The 21,598-nt window shown below is 63.2% G+C and carries 19 protein-coding genes; 6 read left to right on the top strand and 13 right to left on the bottom strand.

Annotated elements, in window-relative coordinates:
* Positions 1–814: 814 nt before the first annotated feature.
* Together CFB41_RS33310 and CFB41_RS33315 are read left to right on the top strand one after the other, a co-directional pair.
* Positions 815–1,894 carry a linear amide C-N hydrolase gene (locus tag CFB41_RS33310; RefSeq protein ID WP_089459536.1) on the top strand — a complete coding sequence of 360 codons (1,080 nt, stop codon included), beginning with the start codon at positions 815–817 and terminating at the stop codon, positions 1,892–1,894.
* Positions 1,895–2,352: 458 nt separating this feature from the next.
* A complete protein-coding gene (locus CFB41_RS33315; RefSeq protein ID WP_089444437.1) occupies positions 2,353–2,931 on the top strand; it encodes a DUF4337 domain-containing protein in 579 nt (192 codons plus the stop codon).
* Positions 2,932–3,063: 132 nt separating this feature from the next.
* On the opposite strand, the gene CFB41_RS33320 is transcribed toward CFB41_RS33315, so the two are convergent.
* Positions 3,064–3,870 carry an alpha/beta fold hydrolase gene (locus tag CFB41_RS33320; RefSeq protein WP_089459537.1) on the bottom strand — a complete coding sequence of 269 codons (807 nt, stop codon included), beginning with the start codon at positions 3,868–3,870 and terminating at the stop codon, positions 3,064–3,066.
* Between the two features lie 191 nt (positions 3,871–4,061).
* Entirely contained in the window at positions 4,062–5,147 is a 1,086-nt protein-coding gene (locus CFB41_RS33325; protein WP_256941339.1) for a helix-turn-helix transcriptional regulator, read from the bottom strand.
* Positions 5,148–5,557: 410 nt separating this feature from the next.
* On the opposite strand from CFB41_RS33325, the gene CFB41_RS33330 reads away from it, so the two are divergent.
* Positions 5,558–6,670: a histidinol-phosphate transaminase gene (locus CFB41_RS33330; RefSeq protein ID WP_089459539.1), complete on the top strand. Its 1,113-nt coding sequence runs from the start codon at positions 5,558–5,560 to the stop codon at positions 6,668–6,670.
* A 63-nt stretch (positions 6,671–6,733) separates the two neighbouring features.
* On the opposite strand, the gene CFB41_RS33335 is transcribed toward CFB41_RS33330, so the two are convergent.
* On the bottom strand, positions 6,734–6,985 hold the full coding sequence (locus CFB41_RS33335; RefSeq protein WP_089444442.1) for a hypothetical protein: 252 nt from the start codon (positions 6,983–6,985) through the stop codon (positions 6,734–6,736).
* A 731-nt stretch (positions 6,986–7,716) separates the two neighbouring features.
* Positions 7,717–8,205, bottom strand: coding sequence for a RidA family protein (locus CFB41_RS33340; RefSeq protein ID WP_089459540.1), 489 nt, complete (start codon positions 8,203–8,205; stop codon positions 7,717–7,719).
* 281 nt (positions 8,206–8,486) lie between these two features.
* On the opposite strand from CFB41_RS33340, the gene CFB41_RS33345 reads away from it, so the two are divergent.
* Entirely contained in the window at positions 8,487–8,786 is a 300-nt protein-coding gene (locus tag CFB41_RS33345; protein WP_011350136.1) for an H-NS family nucleoid-associated regulatory protein, read from the top strand.
* 161 nt (positions 8,787–8,947) lie between these two features.
* Here the strand turns inward: CFB41_RS33345 and CFB41_RS33350 are convergent, their stop codons facing one another.
* The 6 genes from CFB41_RS33350 to CFB41_RS33375 all read right to left on the bottom strand — a co-directional run bounded on the left by CFB41_RS33350 (position 8,948) and on the right by CFB41_RS33375 (position 13,332).
* Entirely contained in the window at positions 8,948–9,280 is a 333-nt protein-coding gene (locus CFB41_RS33350) for a cupin domain-containing protein (protein WP_089459541.1), read from the bottom strand.
* A gap of 191 nt (positions 9,281–9,471) precedes the next feature.
* Positions 9,472–10,311: a shikimate dehydrogenase gene (gene aroE, locus CFB41_RS33355; RefSeq protein ID WP_089459542.1), complete on the bottom strand. Its 840-nt coding sequence runs from the start codon at positions 10,309–10,311 to the stop codon at positions 9,472–9,474.
* A 7-nt stretch (positions 10,312–10,318) separates the two neighbouring features.
* Positions 10,319–11,533 carry a CaiB/BaiF CoA-transferase family protein gene (locus CFB41_RS33360; RefSeq protein WP_089459543.1) on the bottom strand — a complete coding sequence of 405 codons (1,215 nt, stop codon included), beginning with the start codon at positions 11,531–11,533 and terminating at the stop codon, positions 10,319–10,321.
* On the bottom strand, positions 11,530–11,991 hold the full coding sequence (locus CFB41_RS33365; protein WP_089444447.1) for a MaoC family dehydratase: 462 nt from the start codon (positions 11,989–11,991) through the stop codon (positions 11,530–11,532). The genes CFB41_RS33360 and CFB41_RS33365 overlap by 4 nt, the downstream gene beginning before the upstream one ends.
* A 1-nt stretch (position 11,992) precedes the next feature.
* Positions 11,993–12,385: a VOC family protein gene (locus tag CFB41_RS33370; RefSeq protein WP_089459544.1), complete on the bottom strand. Its 393-nt coding sequence runs from the start codon at positions 12,383–12,385 to the stop codon at positions 11,993–11,995.
* Entirely contained in the window at positions 12,382–13,332 is a 951-nt protein-coding gene (locus CFB41_RS33375) for a ketopantoate reductase family protein (RefSeq protein ID WP_089459545.1), read from the bottom strand. The genes CFB41_RS33370 and CFB41_RS33375 overlap by 4 nt, the downstream gene beginning before the upstream one ends.
* Positions 13,333–13,436: 104 nt before the next feature.
* Here CFB41_RS33375 and CFB41_RS33380 point away from each other — a divergent pair, with 104 nt between their 5' ends.
* Both CFB41_RS33380 and CFB41_RS33385 read left to right on the top strand, forming a co-directional pair.
* Entirely contained in the window at positions 13,437–14,357 is a 921-nt protein-coding gene (locus CFB41_RS33380; RefSeq protein ID WP_089459546.1) for a LysR family transcriptional regulator, read from the top strand.
* A 356-nt stretch (positions 14,358–14,713) separates the two neighbouring features.
* The gene (locus CFB41_RS33385; RefSeq protein WP_089459547.1) at positions 14,714–15,253 is read left to right on the top strand and encodes a cytochrome b; all 540 of its coding nucleotides are present in this window, start codon (positions 14,714–14,716) and stop codon (positions 15,251–15,253) included.
* A 252-nt stretch (positions 15,254–15,505) separates the two neighbouring features.
* On the opposite strand, the gene CFB41_RS33390 is transcribed toward CFB41_RS33385, so the two are convergent.
* From CFB41_RS33390 to CFB41_RS33395, 3 genes are all read right to left on the bottom strand, one after another.
* Positions 15,506–16,672, bottom strand: a complete 1,167-nt coding sequence (locus CFB41_RS33390) for a porin (protein ID WP_089459548.1) — start codon at positions 16,670–16,672, stop codon at positions 15,506–15,508.
* 345 nt (positions 16,673–17,017) lie between these two features.
* Positions 17,018–17,413, bottom strand: coding sequence for a hypothetical protein (locus CFB41_RS37895; RefSeq protein WP_144029981.1), 396 nt, complete (start codon positions 17,411–17,413; stop codon positions 17,018–17,020).
* A 552-nt stretch (positions 17,414–17,965) separates the two neighbouring features.
* The gene (locus tag CFB41_RS33395) at positions 17,966–21,379 is read right to left on the bottom strand and encodes a hypothetical protein (RefSeq protein ID WP_089459754.1); all 3,414 of its coding nucleotides are present in this window, start codon (positions 21,377–21,379) and stop codon (positions 17,966–17,968) included.
* Positions 21,380–21,598 lie beyond the last annotated feature (219 nt).

A 21,598-nucleotide genomic window follows, 5' to 3' on the forward strand; every position in this document is an offset into this window, starting at 1 on the left:
AATCGTTTTCTCTGTTTAGATGAGTTTGGGCGAAACGTTTTCTGGGAAGGGGGGCGTGTTCGAGCTGGATGGTCGGCTAGCGGTTTCCATCGGCACAGGAAACCAAACTTTCGCTTCGCTTCCAGTTGTCGTAGGATGACTGATCACGAAATTCGCAGGTCGACGCGATGTCAGGAGCGCACGCCGGCCATGCGCCGCCGCGAGCGGCACGACCGGAAGAAACGAAAAGGAATCCGGGCAGCGGCGGGCGCCCTCGTCTCCCCCGCCGTAGGGCGCCGTAGTACGCGTGACTTGCGCCCCGGGTTCGCGACTCTGCGTGCCCAAGTTACTGCGACTGCCCTACGCATTGCCGACAACACCTCGCGATGTCGACGTCCGGAGTCGTACCTAATAGGTCGCATGTTCGCGTAGGGCGCACGGCCAACACCATGCTTTTGCGACTTTCGACCCAGTCGATGTAGCCGGCGTGGCTCGCAACGCCGGGGGCGGCGCACGGCCGGGAAGCGACATTCACTGCGCGATCCAGAATGGCCGTTAGTCGGCGCTGAGGAGCCGATCGCACTCCGCTGAAAGCGATAACGAAATTGCACCGCAAGGAGAGAATGGACAACCCAGCGTGCGCTCCGATCTCACACTTGACTGCAACGGCCCAGTTGACAACTGCATTACCGAAATCCAATACTTCCCTTTCCTCAGACGTTGTCGACGCGATATTGCCGGGTAATCAATGTGCAGCAGGCGTACGCGAGTCGCCTTCGCAGCGAGCGTCCGCGTCGAGCGATCTCCAATCACCAATACAGCGCGAGGAATTGCCATGCGCCGCCTCATTTGCGTCGTTCTGACCTGTCTCGCAGCAGCATCGACGCTCCTTGTCGATCCGGCCGAATCGCTAGCCTGCACACGCGTCGTCTATCTCGGCAACAACGACGACGTCATCACCGCCCGATCGATGGACTGGAAACTCGACGTCGCCACCAATCTTTACATCCTGCCGCGTGGCATCGCTCGCACCGGTGAATCCGGTCCTAACTCCATTAAATGGACCGCCAAATACGGTAGCGTCGTGGCGACGGGTTATGACGTCTCCACCACCGATGGCATGAACGAAAAGGGGCTAGCCGCTGAACTGCTCTGGCTTGTCGAGTCGCAATATCCCCCGTTCGACAAAAACTCGAAACCGGGACTCACTATCGCCGCATGGGCGCAGTACGTGCTGGACAATTTTGCGACCGTCGCGGAAGCCGTCGCTGCGCTCGAGAAAGAGCCGTTCACAATCGTGACCGACAACGTCCCCGGAGAACAGCGCCTCACCACATTGCATCTCGCCATGTCGGACGCGACGGGCGACAGCGCCATCGTCGAGTACATCGGCGGAAAACAGATCATCCATCATGGTCGTCAGTATCAGGTCATGACCAACTCACCGACCTTCGACGAGCAGCTTGCACTGAATGAATATTGGAAGCGGATAGGCGGCACCGTCTGGCTGCCCGGCACCAATCGCTCTGCCGACCGGTTCGCGCGCGCCTCGTTCTACGTCAACGCTATCCCCAAGAGTGAAGACCCCGCCATTGCACTTGCCAGCGTTTTCAGCGTGATCCGTAACGTGTCGGTGCCGTTCGGGATCACCACCCCGGGCGAGCCGAATATATCGTCCACACGCTGGCGCACTGTTGCCGATCACAAGCGCATGCTTTACTTCTTCGAATCGGCCGTCACGCCGAGTACTTTCTGGGTTGATCTCAACAAGGTCGACTTCTCCGCCGGCGCACCCGTCAAACGTCTCGACCTCGGCAAGGATCAGCGCAATTCATTCGGCGGCGAAGTCTCGAAGGATTTTCAACGCGCACCCGCGTTCCCCTTCCTCGGCCCCGGCGCGAGCAAGTCCCTCTGAGGCGGGGTGTCACGGCTTCATCGTGGACGCATTCTGTAGGTGCGATGACTCGCTCCGGCCGGATGCCTGCCGCCGGCACGTTACATCTCGCGGAGATATCGCCGGCGTTGAGTCGGCAACTTGGCCCTGTGGCGCCCTTTGGGTTCCGTTGGCGGGTAGCCTCTGGAAACGGACATCGAGAGTGGAGGCAACCAACGGCTGCTCTGGGTCGACTGCTGTCGACCCATACTGGGGAAGTGGCAATTCATGCACAATGTCGAACCGTAGCCTTTTGGCGGGAGTCGGCGTTCAAATCGCGTGAGGTTCCGCAGACCATGGTCCGTTCGTTCGCACTTTCGCACGAACGGACTGCCCCAGTTGAGCTGCGACCCAGCGATAGGGCCACCAATTGTGCTGCATACTCCTCACGTGCGTGGGAACCGCGTACACGCCCTTCAACTCATGCGAACGTACTTGTCATGCCAGAAGACTTCGAAGTTCACGGCCCGCACGATCATGCAGTAGAGCACCCTGCGGCGCATGAAGAAAGCCACGGAGCGGCGCGCATCGCCGTGATGACTGCTGTCCTCGCCTGCTTCGGCGCGATTTCCGCGTACCAGAGCGGTGCGGACGAAAATTTAGCGTTGCTGCACAAGAACGAAGCCGCGATCCAGAAAACCGAGGCAGCCAACCTGTGGGCCTATTACCAGGCAAAGGGCGAGAAGCAGAATCTAGCCGAACTCGGTGCGGCGTTGAGCCAGGAAGCGTCGCCGCAACGAAAGCGTTTCGAAGCAGACGCGGCGCGGTATCGCGAAGAGAAGGAGCCGATCCGCAAGCGCGCCGAAGCGCTCGAGCAAGAAGTCGTGAAGAGCAATGCTGCGAGCGAGGAGCGGCTCCACCGGCATCATCGTTGGGCGCAGGCCACTACCATCATCCAGATCTCGATCGCGCTTGCTGCGATTACGATTCTCACGCGGCGGAAATGGATGCAACACCTGTCGATGGGGGCTGCCGCGATCGGCGTCGTACTGACAGGGTTGGCGCTCTTCGGTGTGTAAGCGGCCCGACGAGGGGGCGCTTGTGGGCCATCAACAGTCAATCGATAAAACTATCTAGCTCATCGAAAATCGCTTCATACGCCTCCGGAAATTCTTCGTTGGCGTTTTCGCTGCCCCCGCTCTTGCCGGCCTCTACAATTGATCGATGAAACCCGCGATCATGCTCGTGACTTCCTGTGGCCATTCGAGGGACGGCAAATGCGCGGTCCCTGATATTTGGTGGAACGTCCCGCAGGCTACGTTAGCCGCGACGTAACGACTTCTTTCCTGAATACCGACCAGGTCCAGATCCCCACACGCCACCAACGTCGGCACTGATATTTCGCCTAACCGCCCGTAAGCGATCGGTACATCGGTGTTCGTACCCGTTGGCGGCAAACCGAGCGCAACAACGTTCATCTCATCAAACAATTTGCGAGCTTCACCCGTCACGCGCCCCTCAGGTTGAAGTGGACCATCAAGCCAGAGCGTCCGGCGAATCGCGATGGCCTCTTTAATATCATGCTTCGCTTCAGCCGCCGCGAGACGCGTGACCAACTCTTCAACCCGCGCTGCATGAGTGATTTTCGGCGCACCGGTGACGTTCGGTGCGATAAGAACGAGACCGCGGACATGCGACGGATACCGAAGCGCCGCATCGAGCGCAATGCCTCCGCCTTGAGAACAGGCAACAAGTATCGCAGGGAACCCGCGTGCGACCGACTCCAGAACCGCGATCAAATCTCCAACAGCAGAGTGGTCCTCTGCTTCGGCAACTGTTTCTCCAAATCCGCGTCGATCATAGGCGATAGCTTGGTGGCTAGCGCCAATTTCGCGCATCTGGTGGGCCCACATCCGGCGATCCGCGACGCGAGCGTGCAAAAACACAATCGGTTCTCCGCTACCGATGACTTGCGTCGACAGCGTGGCAAGGCCTGAACTCGTTATAAGGCTTTCCATCGCGACCCGTCCTGTGTCCACGAACGTGCATGGTACACGCTGCGCTGCCCCTGGAGTTTTCGCCGATGCATGGCCGCTTCGCAAGAAACCGACGACCGCAAGGGGGTCGGCTGCAGTCAACCGCGTACAACGAAATGCCACTACGTTGGCGCCGTAGCAAACCGATCGCACGAAATCCGACGCCCTCCCCCTCACGTCTGCATAACCAGCGACGTCAACTGCGCCGCCCGCGCCACCGCCGTCTTCGCGTAGATCGATTTGATCTGCGTGCGGATCGTCCCGATCGACACGCCGCGCAACCCGGCGCATTCCTGCGGCGACAGCCCATCGCAACACAGCAGCACCGCAAGATCAGCCTCGGCCGACGACAGCCCGTAAAACACGCGCAGCCGCTGCGCACGGGCCGACGGCGAACGCAGGTCGGCGGCCGTCATCAGCGTCGCGACGCCCGGCCGCTCGCGCATCAGGCGCGATTGCTCGGGCACCGGCATCAGCGCCAGCGGCAACGGTTCGCCCGTTGTGCGCCGTAACAACAGCCCACCGCGCGCGTGCGCTTGCCGCCATTGCGCATCGTCGACGCAGCCTTCCGGCGCGAATCGCCCGTTCACGACCCGGAGCGCCGGTTCCGCCGCGATCAGCTGATCGGCCGCGCGATTCGTGTAGCGCAACTCACGCTGCGTGCCGAGCAGGAACACCGGCACCGGAAGCGCATCGAGCGCCGATTCGGCGGCGGCCACGCGCGCCTCGAGCTCGCCGATCCGCGCCTGGATCTGCAGCGCGCGGCTGATGTGCATCCCCATGTTTTCGATCGCGTGGCGCTGATCGTCGGACAGCCCCTGCGATTCGAGGCCGCCCTGGACGCTGAGGAATGCGCCGGAGCCCTCGCTGCGATGGATGTACAGGCCCGAGATGCTGCCGAGCCCGAAAGGGTGAAGGAATTCCTGATAGAACGCGCTGTGCGCGCGCTGATGCGCGGAAAGGTGCTTGACGTCCTCGAACCAGCGGCCCGCCGGCCAGTCGGCGGCGACCGGCACGACCGGGTCGTACCGATAGAACTCGGTGTTGTAGGTGTGATGACACGCGGCGACCCATGACGCGTCGTCACCCGCCGCCTGCTCGATCGCCGGCACCCGCGCCGCGTCGTCGAAAGACAGCAGCGTGACCATGCGCACGCCGACGCACGATCGCAGCCCGTCCAGCACCGTTTCCCATCGTTGATCGCCCAGCGCCGCAGCGTAGACGTCATCGATCCATGCGGATGGAATCAACCCGTTCATTGGCATCTGGCCACCCCGCGCCGTGCGTTTTTGTCGAACGTCTTCTGCGCATCTTAGTCAATCGGCGCCCACGTTTAAATCACTCGTTCGCGTTTGATCGAAATACCACGTTTGTTAGCGTTTATCGTCAGACGTAATGGCCGTTATTCCGGCATGCACGGTGCCACCGGCTTTTCATCCGGATCACGGTATGCCATGATGCAGCGCATGACGACTCGACACACCACGCTCTCGCTGCACCATCACCACGGACGCCCGCTGTTGCGCCGTGGCTCGTTTCGCATCTAGTAATTGCATCGGGTGAATGCCCGATCAAGACGACGACCAAGGCGCCTCCGGCGCCTTTTTTGTTTTTTGCGGCCTTGAAAACGGGCCGCGCCGATCAATCGAACCCGTACGGAGTGTTTTCAATGCAACAGCCCTGGAAAGACATCGCCTTGTCGGATTTACCGCTCCGCGAGGATCTCAAGTTGCAGCATGCGTACGGGGCGCCGCAGCTCGATGTGCCGGTCTGCCTGAACGTCAACGAGAACCCCTATCCGCCGTCGGCCGCGCTCGTCGCGCGCATCGCGACCGCGGTGGCCGACGCCGCGCGCGCGGCGAACCGCTATCCCGACCGCGACTTCGCCGAGCTGCGCGCGCATCTGGCGGCGTATCTGACGCACGACACCGGCGTGACGGTCGACGCATCGAGCGTCTGGGCGGCCAACGGTTCGAACGAAGTGATCCAGCAGATCCTGCAGGCATTCGGCGGCCCCGGCCGATCGGCGCTGGCCTTCACGCCCGCGTACCCTATGTATGACGAATACTGCCGCACGACTTTCACGCGCCTGCATACCTTGCCGCGCACCCGGGATTTCGCGCTGGATCGGGATCAGGCCCTCGACAGCATTCGCGCGAACCAGCCGAGCGTCATCCTGCTGACGTCGCCGAACAACCCGACCGGCACCGCGCTGCCGGTCGACGATATCCGCGCGATACTCGACGTCGCGCCGGGCATGGTCGTCGTCGACGAAGCCTATGCAGAATTCCGGCGTCACGGCGTCCCCAGCGCGGTGACGCTGCTGCCGGAGCATCCCCGGCTCATCGTCACCCGCACGCTGAGCAAGGCGTTCAAGTTCGCGGGCGGCCGCGTCGGGTATTGCGCGTGCGCGCCGGCGATCGTCGACGCGCTGAAGCGGGTTCGATTGCCCTACCACCTGTCCGCGTTCACCCAGGCGGCGGCCCGCGCGGCGCTGGTCGCGCGCGACGAGATGCTGTCGCAAGTCGACGCGATCAAGGCCGAGCGCGATTCGACCGTCGAGTGGCTGCGTGGCCTGGGCCTCACGGTGGCCGATTCCGATGCCAACTTCGTGATGTTCGGCGAGTTTGCGGATCGGCACCGGATCTGGAGCGGCCTCCTGCGCCACGGGGTCCTGATTCGGGAGTCCGGCCCGCCGGCGTATCTTCGCGTGTCGATCGGCACCGGCGCGGAGATGGCCGCATTTCGTGCGGCGCTGCTCGACGTGATCGCGCTCGAATAAGCGACCGGCCATTCGGTCGACGACACGATGAAGCGCATGCCCGCGCCGTATCCGACGATGTGCTTACTTCATCGTCGAAAACCGCATTTCCATCGCGTTGATCTTCGCGAGCACCGCTTCGCTGAGCGTTCTGACGTGGCGCGGCACGTCGGGCGCCGACAGCAGCTCCTCGATTCGCCCGCGCCAGTAGCTCGGATGCCGCACGCGCCCCGCACCCGACATCGACACATCGTCAGCGTTCGTCTCGCTGTCCAGGAGAGCCACCATTCTCTGAATGTGAGAGAGCTCTCGTTCCGCATAGTCTCGTGCCAGCATATTGATTGAAATTCCCCGAAATACGACAGCAGGCCTTCCGTCATCAACGCGCCATCGTGTTGCGGTGTAAAGCATTCACCGCACACGTCAGTCGCCATCGTACGCAGAAGCTGTGTCAGTAAACCGCACGGGCATTTGCTGATTTCGATACGGAATGGGGCGCCTGTCCGATTGCTCCGACGACTTCCGGCCCCGATGCCCTGTGGTCAATCGTAGGCTGACTGTTGGGCAATGACATCTCCCAAAATGGAGATACGGGGCGATATTGGCGGGGCGGTGTTTCCGGAATTTTCCGGTCGTCGGGCGGTGCGCGGAAGGCATGCGGTTGCCGGCCGAAGACAAAATCGCGATCAGTTGACTAACTCGACGACGCGCGTCCGGCGCATGACTAGCCGGCAGGCACGAGGCGAGCATGCAGCGCTGCGCCGTGGACCGCGGGCGACCTGCGCGCCCGGCTCAACAAATCGGCGTGCGAGATTCCCTGGACACGGGTCGAGCGACAACACAGCCCATTCGCCCAATTCGCCGCGCACCTTCAAATCGCAGATATCGAACGCCGCCTGAGCTTCGCGAGATCCTCATCGGCGAGCAGGCTGTCGAAGTCCTTTGGAGGTAATTGCGTGCTTTGCTTTCCGTATTGCTGGCGCGTGCTTTCACCAGCAGGCATGTCGTGCATCGGCTATAGGAATGTTTCGCGCAACTACACACTCGCAAGGCAGGTTTCGCTGACGTCAGATACCGACATCGCGATGCTTCAACCCGAAAATGAAATCCACTTCCACGGAAGCCCCTTTGGGCAATTGCAGCACACCGACCGACGTACGCGTATGGACGCCTGCGTCGCCAAGCACTGCGTACAGCATGTCGGATGCGCCGTCGGCGACTTCGCTTTGCATCGTGAAGCCGGGCGCGCTTCGCACATACACGGTGATGCGCGGCACGGTCGCTATCGCGTCGAGCGTGCCGCAGTGCTTCCTGATCAGCGACAGCGCACGCAGCACCGATACGCCGGCGGCACGGCGACCTTCGTCGAGCGAAACGGATTCCCCCACTACGCCCACGAAATGCACCACGTCGCCGATCCGCGGAATCTGGCCGGCAATGTAGGCCGTGTTCCCGTCGACCAGAATGGGCGTGTACTTTCCGCCGATCCTGATTTCCTCGTCCGGATTGAAGCCGAATTCGGCGGCGACCTGCGTCAGCTTATCGTCTCTGTTCATTGGTGAATTCCCCGATACTTCAGAAAAATGTAAAGAATAATTAATTCTCGCTCACTTGTCTCGAGGAAGAAATGCCGCCGTGAACGATCAAAGCGGCGCGCCGCCGCCGTTAAAAGTTTCCGGGTAATCCTCTATGTTTTCTCATACATGACACACTTTTCAGGTGTTCGAAGCAGTCCAGCATGGCTTTATCGATGACAAATCTCGTAGTCGAAGAGAATTTGCTCAAAATTTTCCGCTGAACCCGCTATCATATGTGTACTCAACCTGAAGAGTGATACATGGCAACGTACAAGGAATTGAAAGCTCAAATGGAAGCTTTGGCCGAGAAAGCCGAAGCTGCACGTGCCGCGGAATTCCAGGCGATCGTCGACGACATCCGCACCAAGGTTGCGGAATTCGGCATTACCGAGAAAGACATTTTCGGTACGCGTCGTGGTCGACCGGCCAAGCAAGCGGCCGCCCCCGTGCAGGCAAAGTATCGCGACCCGAAGACCGGGGCAACCTGGTCGGGCCGCGGTCGCGCGCCCGCATGGATCAAGGACGCGAAGAATCGCAATCGATTCCTGATCCAGGAATAGGATTCTCGACGCGCACCGGCGCGCGCTAGCGCGCCGCCCTGCTATTTAGGCATCGATACCGGCGGCATTTAAAAGCCGTTTCGGTGTGGTGAAGATTTGCGCCATCCGGCGCGTGGTTGCACGCTACGCGCCGGATTTCGTGTCGCCCGAACTTTCCTGATTCAAAGTTCGTAGTAAATCGCAAGCCAGACGGATTGCGTTGTTTCGTGCGTCCACGCAACGCGATGTCGGCAATGCGGCTCGATCAGCACGTAGTCGCCGGGATGCATTTCATGGCGCGTCGGGCCTTCTTCGAATTCGAGTACGGCTGCGCCCGATAACAACACGACCCATTCGGCGCGCGAGTCGTCATACCAAAAGCCATCGGGGCTCGCGTGCCCCATCGACACGATTCGCTCTACGTTCAGACGCTGCCCGGTGACGAGGCGGTCGATTTGTTCATCTTTACCGCGCTGGCCGTCGGTGGTGAAAAGATTGCCGGTTTGAAGTTGCATGGGGTGGCCTCGTCGATGATCGCCGGGGGAAAGAATCGCGCGTCGAGTGACGGGGAATATTCACCTCAGTCCAACGATCACCATTGACGCCGACTCGTTTCGCCGGAAAGCGCATCATAGCGTTTCGCATGCCGCCGAACGTGTCGTGATCGAGGCCGTCTACATCAGCATGCTTTCATGCCGTCTCCCGTTCACACCCGATCCAGCGGAACGGTAAGCAGGTCGATCACGGCTTGCGTCTCGGGGCGCACGCCGCGCCACCACGCAAAGGCTTCCGCCGCCTGCTCCACCAGCATGCCAACGCCATCGGCGACACCGGCGACCCCCGCATCGCGCGCCAGTCGCAAGAACGGCGTGAGGCGCTTGCCATAGGCCAGTTCATAAGCCGTGCCGTGCGCGCTGAAAACGCCGGGCGGCACGGGCGGCAAATCGCCTGTCAGACTCGCGGACGTCGCGTTGACCACCAGATCGAAACGCCCCATGCGCTCGAGTTCCCCGTAAGCGCACGCCGTTATCGGGCCATACGAAGCCAATTGCGATGCCAGCGCTTGCGCTTTCTCGACATGACGATTCGCCACCACCAGTTGTGCGGGGCGCGCGCCCAGGAAGGGAAGCAACGCACCGCGGGCCGCGCCGCCGGCACCGAGCAGCAACACACGCTTGCCCGCGAACGGCATGTGAAGATTCACCTCGATATCACGCAGCAGGCCGATGCCGTCGAAGTTGTCTGCGAGAATCCGGCCGCCTTCGAACTTGAACGCGTTCGCCGCGCCTGCGAGCGTCGCGCGCTCGCTGCGCTCATCGGCCATGTCGAATGCCGCAAGCTTGAATGGCGCCGTGATATTCATGCCCTTGCCGCCGGCCGCGATAAATTTCCGCACCGCTCCCGCGAACGCGTCATCCGGTTCGCGCGGCCCCTCGATGGCCGTGTAGTGTATCGCCTGTTGCGTCGCTTCGGCGAAAAGACCATGAATCAGCGGGGATTTCGTATGGCCGATCGGATTGCCGATCACCGCATAGGTATCGCTCATCGTCGCCTCACTTGTCGAACAGCACGCCGTCGGTTTGCATCGCATCGATCTCGGCGGGCGTGAAACCCAGCGATTGCGCGACTTCGCTATTGTGCTGCCCCAGATCGGGGGCAACCTCGCGGATCGTGGTATCGCACTCGGAAAACCGGAACGGCAGATTCGGCAGGCGCAGCGTGCCGTAACGCGGATGCTCCTGTTCGACGATCATGCCGCGGGCCTGGATTTGCGGATCGGCAATCACTTCGTCGATACGTTGCACCTTCGCGCAAGGCACATCGATGCCGTCGAGCAGTTCGAGAATCTGCGTCACCGTGCGCGCGGCGACCCACGGCTCGACCACGCCGAGAATGTCCAGCCGATGAGTATTGCGACCCACGCTATGGTGAAATCGCTCGTCGGTGCCGAAGCCGCGCGGCCCGCCGCTCGCTTCGATCAGCGACGCGAAGCGCTTCCACGCATCGTCCACCTGCGCGGCGATCACCAGATCGCCATCGATCGCGCGAAACACCCCATACAGCGTCGAGCCGGGCATGTCGTGCCCCGTCTGTTCGGGAAGCACATCGGCAAGCGTGTAGCACTGGACCGCATATTCGTGCATCGAGACGAGCGTGTCGTAAAGTGCCATGTCGATATGCTGCCCTCGCCCGCTTTTCACGCGGCCGAGCAGTGCCGCATTGATGGCCGCGACCGCGTGAATGCCCGTGTACATGTCCCCGAGCGAAATACGCAGCAGCGGTGGACGGTCGCCCGGTGTGCCGACCATCTGCATGATGCCGCTCTTGGCCTCGGCGATCAGTCCGAAACCCGCGCGATGGGCGTCCGGCCCCGTGTGTCCATACGCGGAAATGGAGCAGTAGACCAGCCCCGGATTGCGCGCGGAAAGCGCTTCGTAGCCGAGCCCGAGTTTGTCGAGCGCGCCGGGCCGATAATTCTCCACGAATACGTCGGCCGAATCGCAGAGCCGCTCCATGAAGGCCTTTCCGCGCGGGTCCTTCATGTTCACGCTGACGCCGCGCTTGCCCATATTGAGCTGCAGAAAATAGCCGCTTGAGCGATCGTCAAGCACGGTTGCGTGCTGGCGTCCCGCGTCGCCGCTGCCGGGTCGCTCGACCTTGATCACTTCCGCACCCAGCGCCGCGAGGCAACGCCCTACGTACGGCCCCGCGAGAAAGTGGCTGTAGTCGACGACACGAATTCCTTCGAGTGGACGCGCCTGTTTCATCGTTCGGCTCCCGGCCGGCGCGGCACCATCAGGCGATGCTCGCCTCGCTGCACGACTTCGCCGTGCTGATTGATCAGCTCCGAAGGAAGCGTCACGATGCCCCAGTCCGGGCGGCTCTTGCTCGGGCGCATCGCGCCGATGCGAAACTTCACGTGCAACACGTCATCGACCTTGATCGGCAGAACGAAGTCCCAGCTCCAGCCCAGCGACATGCCCGGCACAAAGCGATAATCGCTCCGGGTCTTCAGGCCGTCGGCAATCGAAAGACCAAACAATCCATGCGCGACGAGGCAGCCAAAGTGGCTCGCGTTCGCATACGCTTCATCGACGTGCACCGGGGTGTGATCGCCGGTGAGATCGGCGTACGCGAGAATGCGTTCCTTCGTGACGGTGTAGTGCGGGCTCACGCATTCGTCGCCTTCGCGTGCGTCGTCCCAGTATTTTTCGACGATGGTCATGTCATGCCTCCGCGCGCGGATTGATGGCGAGCGCCTGCCCCACGCAGCGCGCGGGTTTCGCCTGAATGAATTCGATGGCGAGACCATCGGGCAAACGCAGCCAGTTCGCCCCTTGCGGCATGGGCTGCACGTCGTGGCGGCGGGCGGCGGCGAGCGACGCTTCGACGTCCTCGCACATGATGCCGAGATGGCCAAGCCTTCCTTCTGGGCCCGAAAAATCCGGCTGGTGGATGAACTGCATGCCGCCGAGGGTCCAGTACTGACGCGGCGCTTCGGTCGTGCCGTCGACCTCGCGCATCGTCATGCCGAACACTTCCTCGAAAAAACGGATGTGCCAGTGGATGTCGCGCACGAAGACGGCGACGTGTTCGAGATAGGCTTTCGGTTGGCTCATGCTTGCGCCTCCGCTTTCCGGCGGTCGGCCATCGCGCGCTCGATGCCCTTGATGCACGCAACCAGCGTGGCGTTGACCGGCGTCGGCACACCGAAACGCGCGCCCCAGCGCACGACCGAGCCGTTGATGAAGTCGATTTCGGTCACGGAACCTTTTTCGAGGCTTTGCAGCATCGACGTCTTGAACGCCGCGGGCAAACCCTCGGCGGCAAGCGACCACGCCTGCTCCGGATCGTTCATCGACAGGGTGACGCCTGCCGCCTTCGCGGCCGCGATCGCTTCCGCGACGGCCGCCAGCGAAGTGGCCTTGAGCAGCGGCTCGTCATAAAGCTGGCCGTAAGTCAGCGACGTGATGCCGGTCAGCGCGCCCGTCGCGACGTTCACGAGCAGCTTGTCCCACATGGTGCCGACGATGTTGTCGCTGACCTGCGTGTCGAGGCCCGCGTGGCTGAATGCGTCGGCAATACGTCGAACGCGATCCGTCACGCGCCCGTCCAGTTCGCCGATGATGGTGTGCTTGCCCGCGACGCCCGACTCGATATGCCCGATGCCGCGCAGTACGCCACCCACATAGGTCTTGCCCGCGAGTACGCGTTCGCGGCCGACCACGTCGGCAAGAATGTCTTCGTGACCGAGGCCGTTTTGCAGTGACAGCACCAGCGTTTCAGGTCCCACCAGCGCTTGCGCGCCGCGAATCGCCGCATCGGTGTGGAACGATTTGACGAGCACGATCACGACCTCGGCCACCCCTGCTTCGTCCGGCCGGGTGGTCGCGCGGACTTGCACCTGGCGCGTGCCGCTTGCGTCATCGACGCGCAGGCCGTGGGCCCGCATCGCATTGACATGATCGGGCGAGCGGTCGATCAGCCAGGTCTCGTGGCCGCCTTCGGTGAGCGTCGCGCCAATCGCGCAGCCCAGCGCGCCGGCACCCAGAATGGCAATTTTCAAGTGCGTCTCCTTAACGTGTGACGTCACGATAGGAGTCGCCGCATCATGTCGCAATACAATGGATACAATGACATCATTGCATCACGCAATAACATAGACCTGCGATGATCCCGACCGATCTGCCCGACCTCAAGCTGCTGCAATTGTTCGACCTGCTTTACGACACGCGCAACGTCACGCGCGTGGCCGAACAACTCGGCCAGAGCCAGCCGACCGTCAGCATCTGGCTCGCCCGGTTGCGCGAGCATTTGCACGATCCGCTCTTTATCCGGACGCCCGGCGGCATGGCGCCCACCCCGCAAGCCGATGCGCTGATCGGCCCGTGTCGGGAGATTCTCGAATCGTTGCGGCGCTTCTCGGCGTGGGAAATCGCCTTCGATCCGGCGACCGCACAGCGACGTTTTCGCATCTGCATGACCGATGCGAGTCACGTGACGCTTCTGCCGCGTCTGCTCGCCTACGTGCGCGCACAAGCGCCTCGCGTGCGCCTGGAAGCTGCGCGGATCGACGGCAACACGGAACGCGCGCTCGAATCAGGCGAGGCCGATCTTGCGATCGGATACGTGCCGTGGCTGAGCGGCGGCATTTATCAGCAACAGCTTTACGAGCAGGATTGGGTGTGCCTGGCGAATCGCCATCATCCGCGTATTCGCAAGCGGCTCGGCGTCAACGCGTATCGCACCGAAGGCCATGTGGCGATCACGGGGGGAACGGGCACGGCGCTGCTCGAGCAGGCGCTCGTGCGCGAGCGGATTGAACGGCAGGTGGTGCTTGAATTGCCCGGTTTTCTGGGGCTCGGCGCCATTGTGCAGACCACCGATCTGATCACTACCTTGCCGCGCCATATCGGCGAGACGCTGGCTCAGGCCAGCGATCTTTCGGTACATCCCTGCCCCATTCCCGTCGAGGGCTTCGCCGTTCGGCAACACTGGCACGCGCGCTACCACCAGGAGGCCGGCAATCGCTGGCTGCGTTCGGTCGTCGCCCGGCTGTTCGGCATGTCTGGAGCGGACGTCACAGGCTGACGGCGTTACCGTTTCGGCATCGATGTCTGCGGGTCCGTCGCAACGATCGCGCGCACGGTCGCGGAAAGAGGGATGCCGTGACGGAAAGCAACCGTTGGCATGGCCGTCGAACATCAGTGAGGGGCGCGCCGGAACGAGCCGCACCTCATACGTCGCGAGTATTGCGGCCGATGCGATGCCGCCAAGGACACCCGATTCCTTTCAATACATCTCGATCGCCTTCCACATGAAAGGAATGGCGATCGATCCGTGCCGCGGGAATAAAACCACGCCGGCTCCGGTATATCGGGGCGTCAGGCCGCTCACCACGCCGAACGAGCCGGTGCACGACGCCCAACCGAAACGGAGAGACCGCAATGTCGCAGCCCAACCACGTCGCTTACACACGCTTCGCGATCGCCATGCACTGGTCGATCGCCATCTTGATCCTGTTGAACCTGATGATCGGGATCTACATGGATACCTTTCCGCACAACTCGACTCAGTTCAACGGCATCCTGTTCTATCACGCGTCGATCGGCAGTCTGATCTTCATGCTGACCGTGCCGCGCCTTGCGTGGCGTGCGACGCATACGCCGCCGCCGCTGCCGGCCAGTGTTCCGGCCTGGCAGGCGCGAATCGCCGGCGCACTGCATGGCGTGCTGTACCTGCTGCTGTGTCTCGTGCCGCTGACCGGCTACGTGCACCGCCTCGCTGGCGCCCATCCGGTCAGTTTCTTCGGCATCACGGAATTGCCGGTGCTGATTGGCCGCGACGAACCGCTGCGACTCCTGACCGATACGTTGCATCGCGCGCTGGTGCTGACGCTGGGCTTGCTGCTGGTCATGCACGTCGCGGCCGGACTGAAACACAAGTTCGTCGATCGGGACGGTGTCGCGGAGCGGATGGGAATCTGAGCGCGACGCGGCGGATGATATTCGCCTGAAGTGGCCCGTTGATCGTTGGAAACCCCAGCAACCGTCATTCGCCGTTGAACGCAATGCGGCTACGGGATGAACGTCCCGCCATGCAGCAACTTCGTCACTGTCTGCAAAACGAACGATCGATGAGGGGAATTTTCAGCTCGCGACACCCGCTCGGGGGGGGCTGCCGGAAGAATGCGTTTGCCGGAGTAGTGCAGCCACTACTCCGGACTTCCACGCCGGCGATCAGAAGCCGTGGTACATACCGATGTTGACTTGAACCTGGTTGCCGCCCGATGCGGTGTTGCCGAAGTCCGCAACGGAAGCCTGCGCGCCCTTGGCATGAACGTACCCGCCCATCGCATACAGCGCGGTGCTCTTCGACAGCGAGTACGTCGCACCCAGCGACACCTGGTTGATCGACGCCATCGTGCGGCCCTCGGCAGCCAGCGCGGGCGTGGCCGCGGAGCCGTAGACATACGTGTACCCGGTCGCCAGCGACAGCGCCGGCGTTACCTGGTACTGCAGGAGCGCGCCCAGTACGTTGAAGTGGATCGACGGCTGGCCGGCGTTGCCCTGGTACTGCGCGTTCGAGTAGCGCAAGCCGGCCGTGTACGGACCAATCTGATATTGCGTGGCGACTTGCGCGATGCCCGCGCTCTTGAATGCATTGCCGCCGTTGTAACCCGAACTCGGATAGCCCAGCGCACCACCGAAACTGGGTTGCGCCGTGGCGTTCGTCCACCCGTTCGCACCCTGGTTGACAGCACGGAAGTAGCCGCCGGCGACCGTCAGACCACCCTGAGCGTAGTTCGCGGCCACCGACCACGACTGACCCGAACCCATCGAACCGGCCACGCCGCCGAACGAGTACGCGCCTTCGGCCTGGAAGCCATGGATGAGCGGCGAAATGTACTTCACGGCGCTGTTCTGGTTCGTCGTGTTGTCGTTGTTGTCCACGTCGCCCGGCGTCGAGAACGTCGACGCCGAAATGGCGTCGCCCGTCAGCACCTGAACCATCTCCGTCACGGCGTCGAGCTGGCGCCCCAGGCGCACGGTACCGTACTGATCGGACGCGAGCGATACGTATGCCTGGCGGTTGAACAACGAACGCGTGGAACCGATGGGCCCCTGGCCGCCTATGCCGCCCGTACCAATGTTGAAGCCGTTTTCGATCTTGAAGATCGCCTTGAGCCCGCCACCGAGATCCTCCGTCCCCCTGAGGCCCCACTTGTTCGAACCTGCGGCACCACCATCGAGGCCGAACCGCTTGTGGCCATTGATGTTCGACGTGTAGCCGATACCTGCATCGAGCATGCCATACAGGGTGATCGACGACTGTGCCATTGCTGCCGACGATGCTGCGAAGGCGGCAACAGCGATAACGCTGACCTTGATTTTCTTGTTTTTCATCTGTATTTCACTGTCAGGAGTGGTTGCGGGATTGTTTGAAACGGGTTTTGTTGTATTCGAATGCAGATGACGGCACACGGCCTGCGCGTCGTCTCAGGTTGCAACAGCCGGCGTCATGTTCTCCAGATCGGCATATTCGTCTCGATCATTTCGTTATCCTCAAAATTTCATGCGGGAAGGCGCCTCGCATCTCGACCTATCCGGCATTCCCTCGATTGGAGCCACCGCGACGTCCCGCCGGGACGAAGCCGCTGCGTTGCTGCCGTTGTCGCTCCAGCTGCTATCGAATTCGCCATCCGGACGAACAGACGGGTCGAATCCGCGAAACCGAAACACTCGAGCGGATCACCGCGCGGAACCGAACGTTTCTTCGATGGCAATTCGAAGAAGCATTGGGTCGTCACGTTCCACACGCACGCCATACCCACGAGCGAGGTCGGCGAAGACGAAACCGGGCCACGCTCCACCCACGACAACAAGCGGCATGGAAATGCCGACCGCCGTCGCAGGCTGGTCGAGCGTCCGGTTCAGCCACCGGAGAAGCACGCGAACTTTTCGCCAATCACCCACGCAACCGGGACGCGCTTTGCAGGTGCGAAAAACCATATCAGGAACATAAATCGTCGTCAAAATTTGTTTGATATAAGTTAATCGCGTTTGATACCCTTGCAGACTACCGGGATTTCCCTGATAGGAATTGGCACCGGGATGAAGTGATGGAAAAACCGAGCCGCCGGACAAAGGTCTCGTGCGAAACGGGCGCGCCAGGGGGGAGTGGCAGACGTTCTCTACCGTGATATCGCGTCGCTCCTGAAATGGCCGCGGGGCATCGCCATTCGGGGGGCATCGCCGGGATACGCGTCTTCTACGCCGGACGCCGGCACGGACGCAACGCTCGAAGCGGCGTCGGCGAAACAATTCGTATCGGAAACCGAAGCGAATTTCCCACTGAGTGCATTGCGGTTATTCGGGACACGGGATTGCCCAATGCAATGAGGGATACAGGACGCTGGCGCGCCCCCGACCTAATCCGGAACGTTGGATCTTCAAAGTCGACGCAGTGTCATTGCCTGGATCGCCACGTGCAAGGGTCAGCGTTCACGCGCCATTCCGGGATGAGCCCACGTCCCGTCAGCTGCGTTGCGGATGACGCCCTCGACAGATTGTTCAAAAGGGGGGAATGGAGATGGGGCGTCGCAAATGATGAGACCGCCATCCTGCGACCGTCGATCGTGTCGAACAGGAAACGTAGCGGCCGCCCAATCCATGCGGCGGCCGCGGAAGCGACGTTGCCTACTTCTTGACCACCGGAACGGTGAGCGAACTGACGAGTGCCGTCACCGGTGCCAGCAGACCGCCACCCGTCACAGCGCCGCCCCCTTGCCCGGAATTGCCGTTCAGCGAGACAGCCAGTGCCGGGACTACGCCGGCCACCGAGCCGACTGCCGAACCGACAGAATGCACCGCCGCGTTGACGATCGTCGCGCCGCCGGAGACGAGCGTGCCGACTGCATTGGTCGCACCTCCGACTGCACCGGCTGCCGTGCCGCCGTTGAGTGCGACACTCAGTGCCGGCAACGTGCCGGCGATCGCGCCGGTCGTACCGGTTACGGTGTTCGCCAGCGTGCCCGCGACGCCGGTCGTCACCGTCGCGAGGGATCCGGCTGCACCGCTTGCGCCGTTGAGGACGCCTGTTCCGGAACCGATGACGCCGCCGACGCCGCTCGTTGCAGGTCCGATCAGCGACGTGACGGCCGATGCGATCGGCGTGATCGCGGCCGTGCCGCTGCCGGCGATTCCGGTTACCGCGCCGGACGCCGCACCGATTGCGCCGTTGGCGGCACCGATCGGCAGCGATCCGCCGAGGGTGCCGAGGGTGCCGACGATGCTGGTGATCGGCGTGATCAGCGCGCCACCATTGCCCGCGACACCGGTAACGGCGTTGACGACGCCCGTGCCGGTGTCGGCCACCGTGCCCACGACGCCGCCCAGGCCGCCGATCGCACCCCCGCTGCCGCCAACGCCACCCAGTGCGCCGGTCAACGTGCCGACTGCTCCAGTTGCCGTGTTGGCTACCGTGCCGACGACGCCACCCAGGCCGCCTGCCGCGCCACCAGTCCCGCCGATGCCGCCCAAGGTGCCTGTTACGGTACCGATCGCGCCGGTCGCGGTATTGGCTACCGTGCCGACGACACCGCCCAGACCACCCGTTGCGCCACCCGCCCCGCCGATGCCACCCAAGGTGCCCGTTACGGTACCGATCGCGCCGGTCGCCGTATTGGCTACCGTGCCAACGACGCCGCCCAGGCCGCCTACCGCACCACCACTGCCGCCAACGCCACCCAGGGCACCCGTCAACGTGCCGATCGCACCGGTTGCCGTGTTGGCTACCGTGCCAATGACGCCACCCAGACCACCCGTCGCGCCACCCGTCCCGCCGATGCCGCCCAAGGCTCCCGTCACCGTGCCAACCACACCACCGAGACCACCAGTCGATCCACCGCTGCCGCCGACACCGCCCAGCGCACCCGTCAACGTGCCGACCGCACCGGTTGCCGTGTTGGCTACCGTGCCAACGACACCACCCAGACCACCCGTTGCTCCACCAGTCCCTCCGATGCCGCCCAAGGCGCCCGTCACCGTGCCAACCACACCGCCGAGGCCACCGGTCGAACCACCGCTGCCGCCGACGCCTCCCAGCGCACCCGTCAAGGTGCCGACGGCACCGGTCGCCGTATTGGCTACGGTGCCAATGACGCCACCTAGACCACCCGTTGCGCCACCCGTCCCGCCGATGCCGCCCAAGGCCCCGGTTACCGTACCGACCACACCGCCGAGGCCACCGGTCGCCCCCCCTGTGCCGCCAACACCATTCAGTGCACCGGTGACCGCGCCAACCGCACCAGTTGCCGCATTGGCTACCGTGCCAACGACACCACCCAGGCCGCCTGTCGCGCCACCCGCCCCGCCGATGCCGCCCAAAGCACCCGTCACCGTGCCAACCACGCCGCCGAGACCACCAGTCGGATCACCGCCGCCCACGCCACCCAGCGCACCGGTGACCGTGCCAACCGCACCGGTTGCCGTATTGGCTACGGTGCCAATGACGCTACCCAGACCACCTGTTGCGCCGCCCGTCCCGCCAATGCCACCCAAAGCTCCCGTCACCGTGCCAACCACGTCACCGAGACCACCAGTCGAACCGCCGCTGCCACCCACGCCACCCAGCGCACCCGTCAACGTGCCGACTGCACCAGTTGCCGTATTGGCTACCGTGCCAACGACACCACCCAGGCCGCCCGTTGCACCACCGGTCCCGCCGATACCGCCCAACGCGCCAGTCACCGTACCGACCACACCGCCCAGACCACCCGTTGCGCCACCCGTCCCGCCAATGCCGCCCAGGGCTCCAGTCACCGTGCCGACCACACCGCCGAGGCCGCCGGTCGATCCACCGCTGCCGCCGACGCCACCCAGCGCACCCGTCAACGTGCCGACTGCACCGGTTGCCGCATTGGCTACCGTCCCAACGACACCGCCCAGACCACCCGTTGCGCCACCAGTCCCGCCAATGCCGCCCAAGGCTCCAGTCACCGTGCCGACTGCGCCGGTTGCCGCGTTAGCTACCGTGCCAACCACGCCACCGAGGCCACCAGTCGAACCACCGCTTCCACCCACGCCACCCAACGCGCCAGTGACCGTGCCAACCGCACCAGTCGCCGCGTTGGCTACCGTGCCAACGACACCACCCAGGCCACCCATTGCACCACCGGTCCCGCCAATACCACCCAAAGCTCCCGTCACCGTGCCGACCACACCGCCGAGCCCACCAGTCGGATCGCCGCTGCCGCCAACGCCACCCAACGCTCCTGTCACCGTGCCAACCACGCCGCCGAGACCACCAGTCGATCCACCGCTTCCACCCACGCCACCCAACGCGCCAGTGACCGTGCCAACCGCACCGGTTGCCGCGTTGGCTACCGTGCCAACGACCCCGCCCAGACCACCCGTCGCACCACCCGACCCGCCGACGCCGCCCAACGCGCCCGTCACCGTGCCAACCACGCCGCCGAGACCACCAGTCGAACCACCGCTTCCACCCACGCCACCCAGTGCGCCAGTGACCGTGCCAACCGCACCGGTTGCCGCGTTGGCTACCGTGCCAACGACGCCACCCAAGCCCCCCGTTGCACCACCAGCCCCGCCGATGCCACCCAAGGCTCCCGTCACCGTACCAACCACACCGCCAAGACCACCCGTCGAACCACCACTGCCGCCCACGCCACCCAGCACACCGGTGACCGTACCGAGCACACCCCCGATGCCGCCCGTAGCGCCACCGCCACCGCCACCAATCCCGCCGAGTGCCCCCGTCAGAGAACCGGCCACGCCCGCGACCGGCGCGAGCAATCCGTCACCCAGATTGATGGCCGCACTCCCCGCCGCCGACCCTGCCGCCCCGATCGCGATACCGCCGGCATTCGTCGGGCTGCCAACCGAGACGATCGCGCCCCCCCAACCCGCGACGGTGCCGACGAGCCCCCCGGCCGCCGACGAACCGCCTCGGACGATCACGCCATCGGCATTACCCAGGCTTCCCGGCACGGACGTCACGACCACCGCCTCCGACGCGCTGGCGGCCACGCTGAACAAAGCCGCGACCGACAAGGCGATGCCTGTCAATTTCACGTTCATTTTCGTTTTCATGAAGACCCTCATTTCGGTTGAACAACCGCGGAACAGCTCGAACGACGACGCCTGGACCTGCCGCCCGAAGGTGGCGCGAATCGTTTGCGGATCGCCCGATACGACACGTGTTGAAACGGGTTTGAACAGGCCGGTGCAGCGGAATGGCAAACATTGCGACAAACACTTCATGTCTATTGATCTGCATCACGAAACATCAGTGATGCGAATCTAACCACC

Origin of the sequence: Burkholderia sp. AU33803 (assembly GCF_002223095.1) — a bacterium.
Classification (GTDB): Bacteria; Pseudomonadota; Gammaproteobacteria; order Burkholderiales; family Burkholderiaceae; genus Burkholderia.

Bases quoted from the DNA above. Each gene is read 5' to 3' on its own strand.
- CFB41_RS33310 (WP_089459536.1), top strand. From the start codon at position 815: ATGCGCCGCCTCATTTGCGTCGTTCTGACCTGTCTCGCAGCAGCATCG.
- CFB41_RS33315 (WP_089444437.1), top strand. From the start codon at position 2,353: ATGCCAGAAGACTTCGAAGTTCACGGCCCGCACGATCATGCAGTAGAG.
- CFB41_RS33320 (WP_089459537.1), bottom strand. From the start codon at position 3,870: ATGGAAAGCCTTATAACGAGTTCAGGCCTTGCCACGCTGTCGACGCAA.
- CFB41_RS33325 (WP_256941339.1), bottom strand. From the start codon at position 5,147: ATGAACGGGTTGATTCCATCCGCATGGATCGATGACGTCTACGCTGCG.
- CFB41_RS33330 (WP_089459539.1), top strand. From the start codon at position 5,558: ATGCAACAGCCCTGGAAAGACATCGCCTTGTCGGATTTACCGCTCCGC.
- CFB41_RS33335 (WP_089444442.1), bottom strand. From the start codon at position 6,985: ATGCTGGCACGAGACTATGCGGAACGAGAGCTCTCTCACATTCAGAGA.
- CFB41_RS33340 (WP_089459540.1), bottom strand. From the start codon at position 8,205: ATGAACAGAGACGATAAGCTGACGCAGGTCGCCGCCGAATTCGGCTTC.
- CFB41_RS33345 (WP_011350136.1), top strand. From the start codon at position 8,487: ATGGCAACGTACAAGGAATTGAAAGCTCAAATGGAAGCTTTGGCCGAG.
- CFB41_RS33350 (WP_089459541.1), bottom strand. From the start codon at position 9,280: ATGCAACTTCAAACCGGCAATCTTTTCACCACCGACGGCCAGCGCGGT.
- aroE (WP_089459542.1), bottom strand. From the start codon at position 10,311: ATGAGCGATACCTATGCGGTGATCGGCAATCCGATCGGCCATACGAAA.
- CFB41_RS33360 (WP_089459543.1), bottom strand. From the start codon at position 11,533: ATGAAACAGGCGCGTCCACTCGAAGGAATTCGTGTCGTCGACTACAGC.
- CFB41_RS33365 (WP_089444447.1), bottom strand. From the start codon at position 11,991: ATGACCATCGTCGAAAAATACTGGGACGACGCACGCGAAGGCGACGAA.
- CFB41_RS33370 (WP_089459544.1), bottom strand. From the start codon at position 12,385: ATGAGCCAACCGAAAGCCTATCTCGAACACGTCGCCGTCTTCGTGCGC.
- CFB41_RS33380 (WP_089459546.1), top strand. From the start codon at position 13,437: ATGATCCCGACCGATCTGCCCGACCTCAAGCTGCTGCAATTGTTCGAC.
- CFB41_RS33385 (WP_089459547.1), top strand. From the start codon at position 14,714: ATGTCGCAGCCCAACCACGTCGCTTACACACGCTTCGCGATCGCCATG.
- CFB41_RS33390 (WP_089459548.1), bottom strand. From the start codon at position 16,672: ATGAAAAACAAGAAAATCAAGGTCAGCGTTATCGCTGTTGCCGCCTTC.
- CFB41_RS33395 (WP_089459754.1), bottom strand. From the start codon at position 21,379: ATGAAAACGAAAATGAACGTGAAATTGACAGGCATCGCCTTGTCGGTC.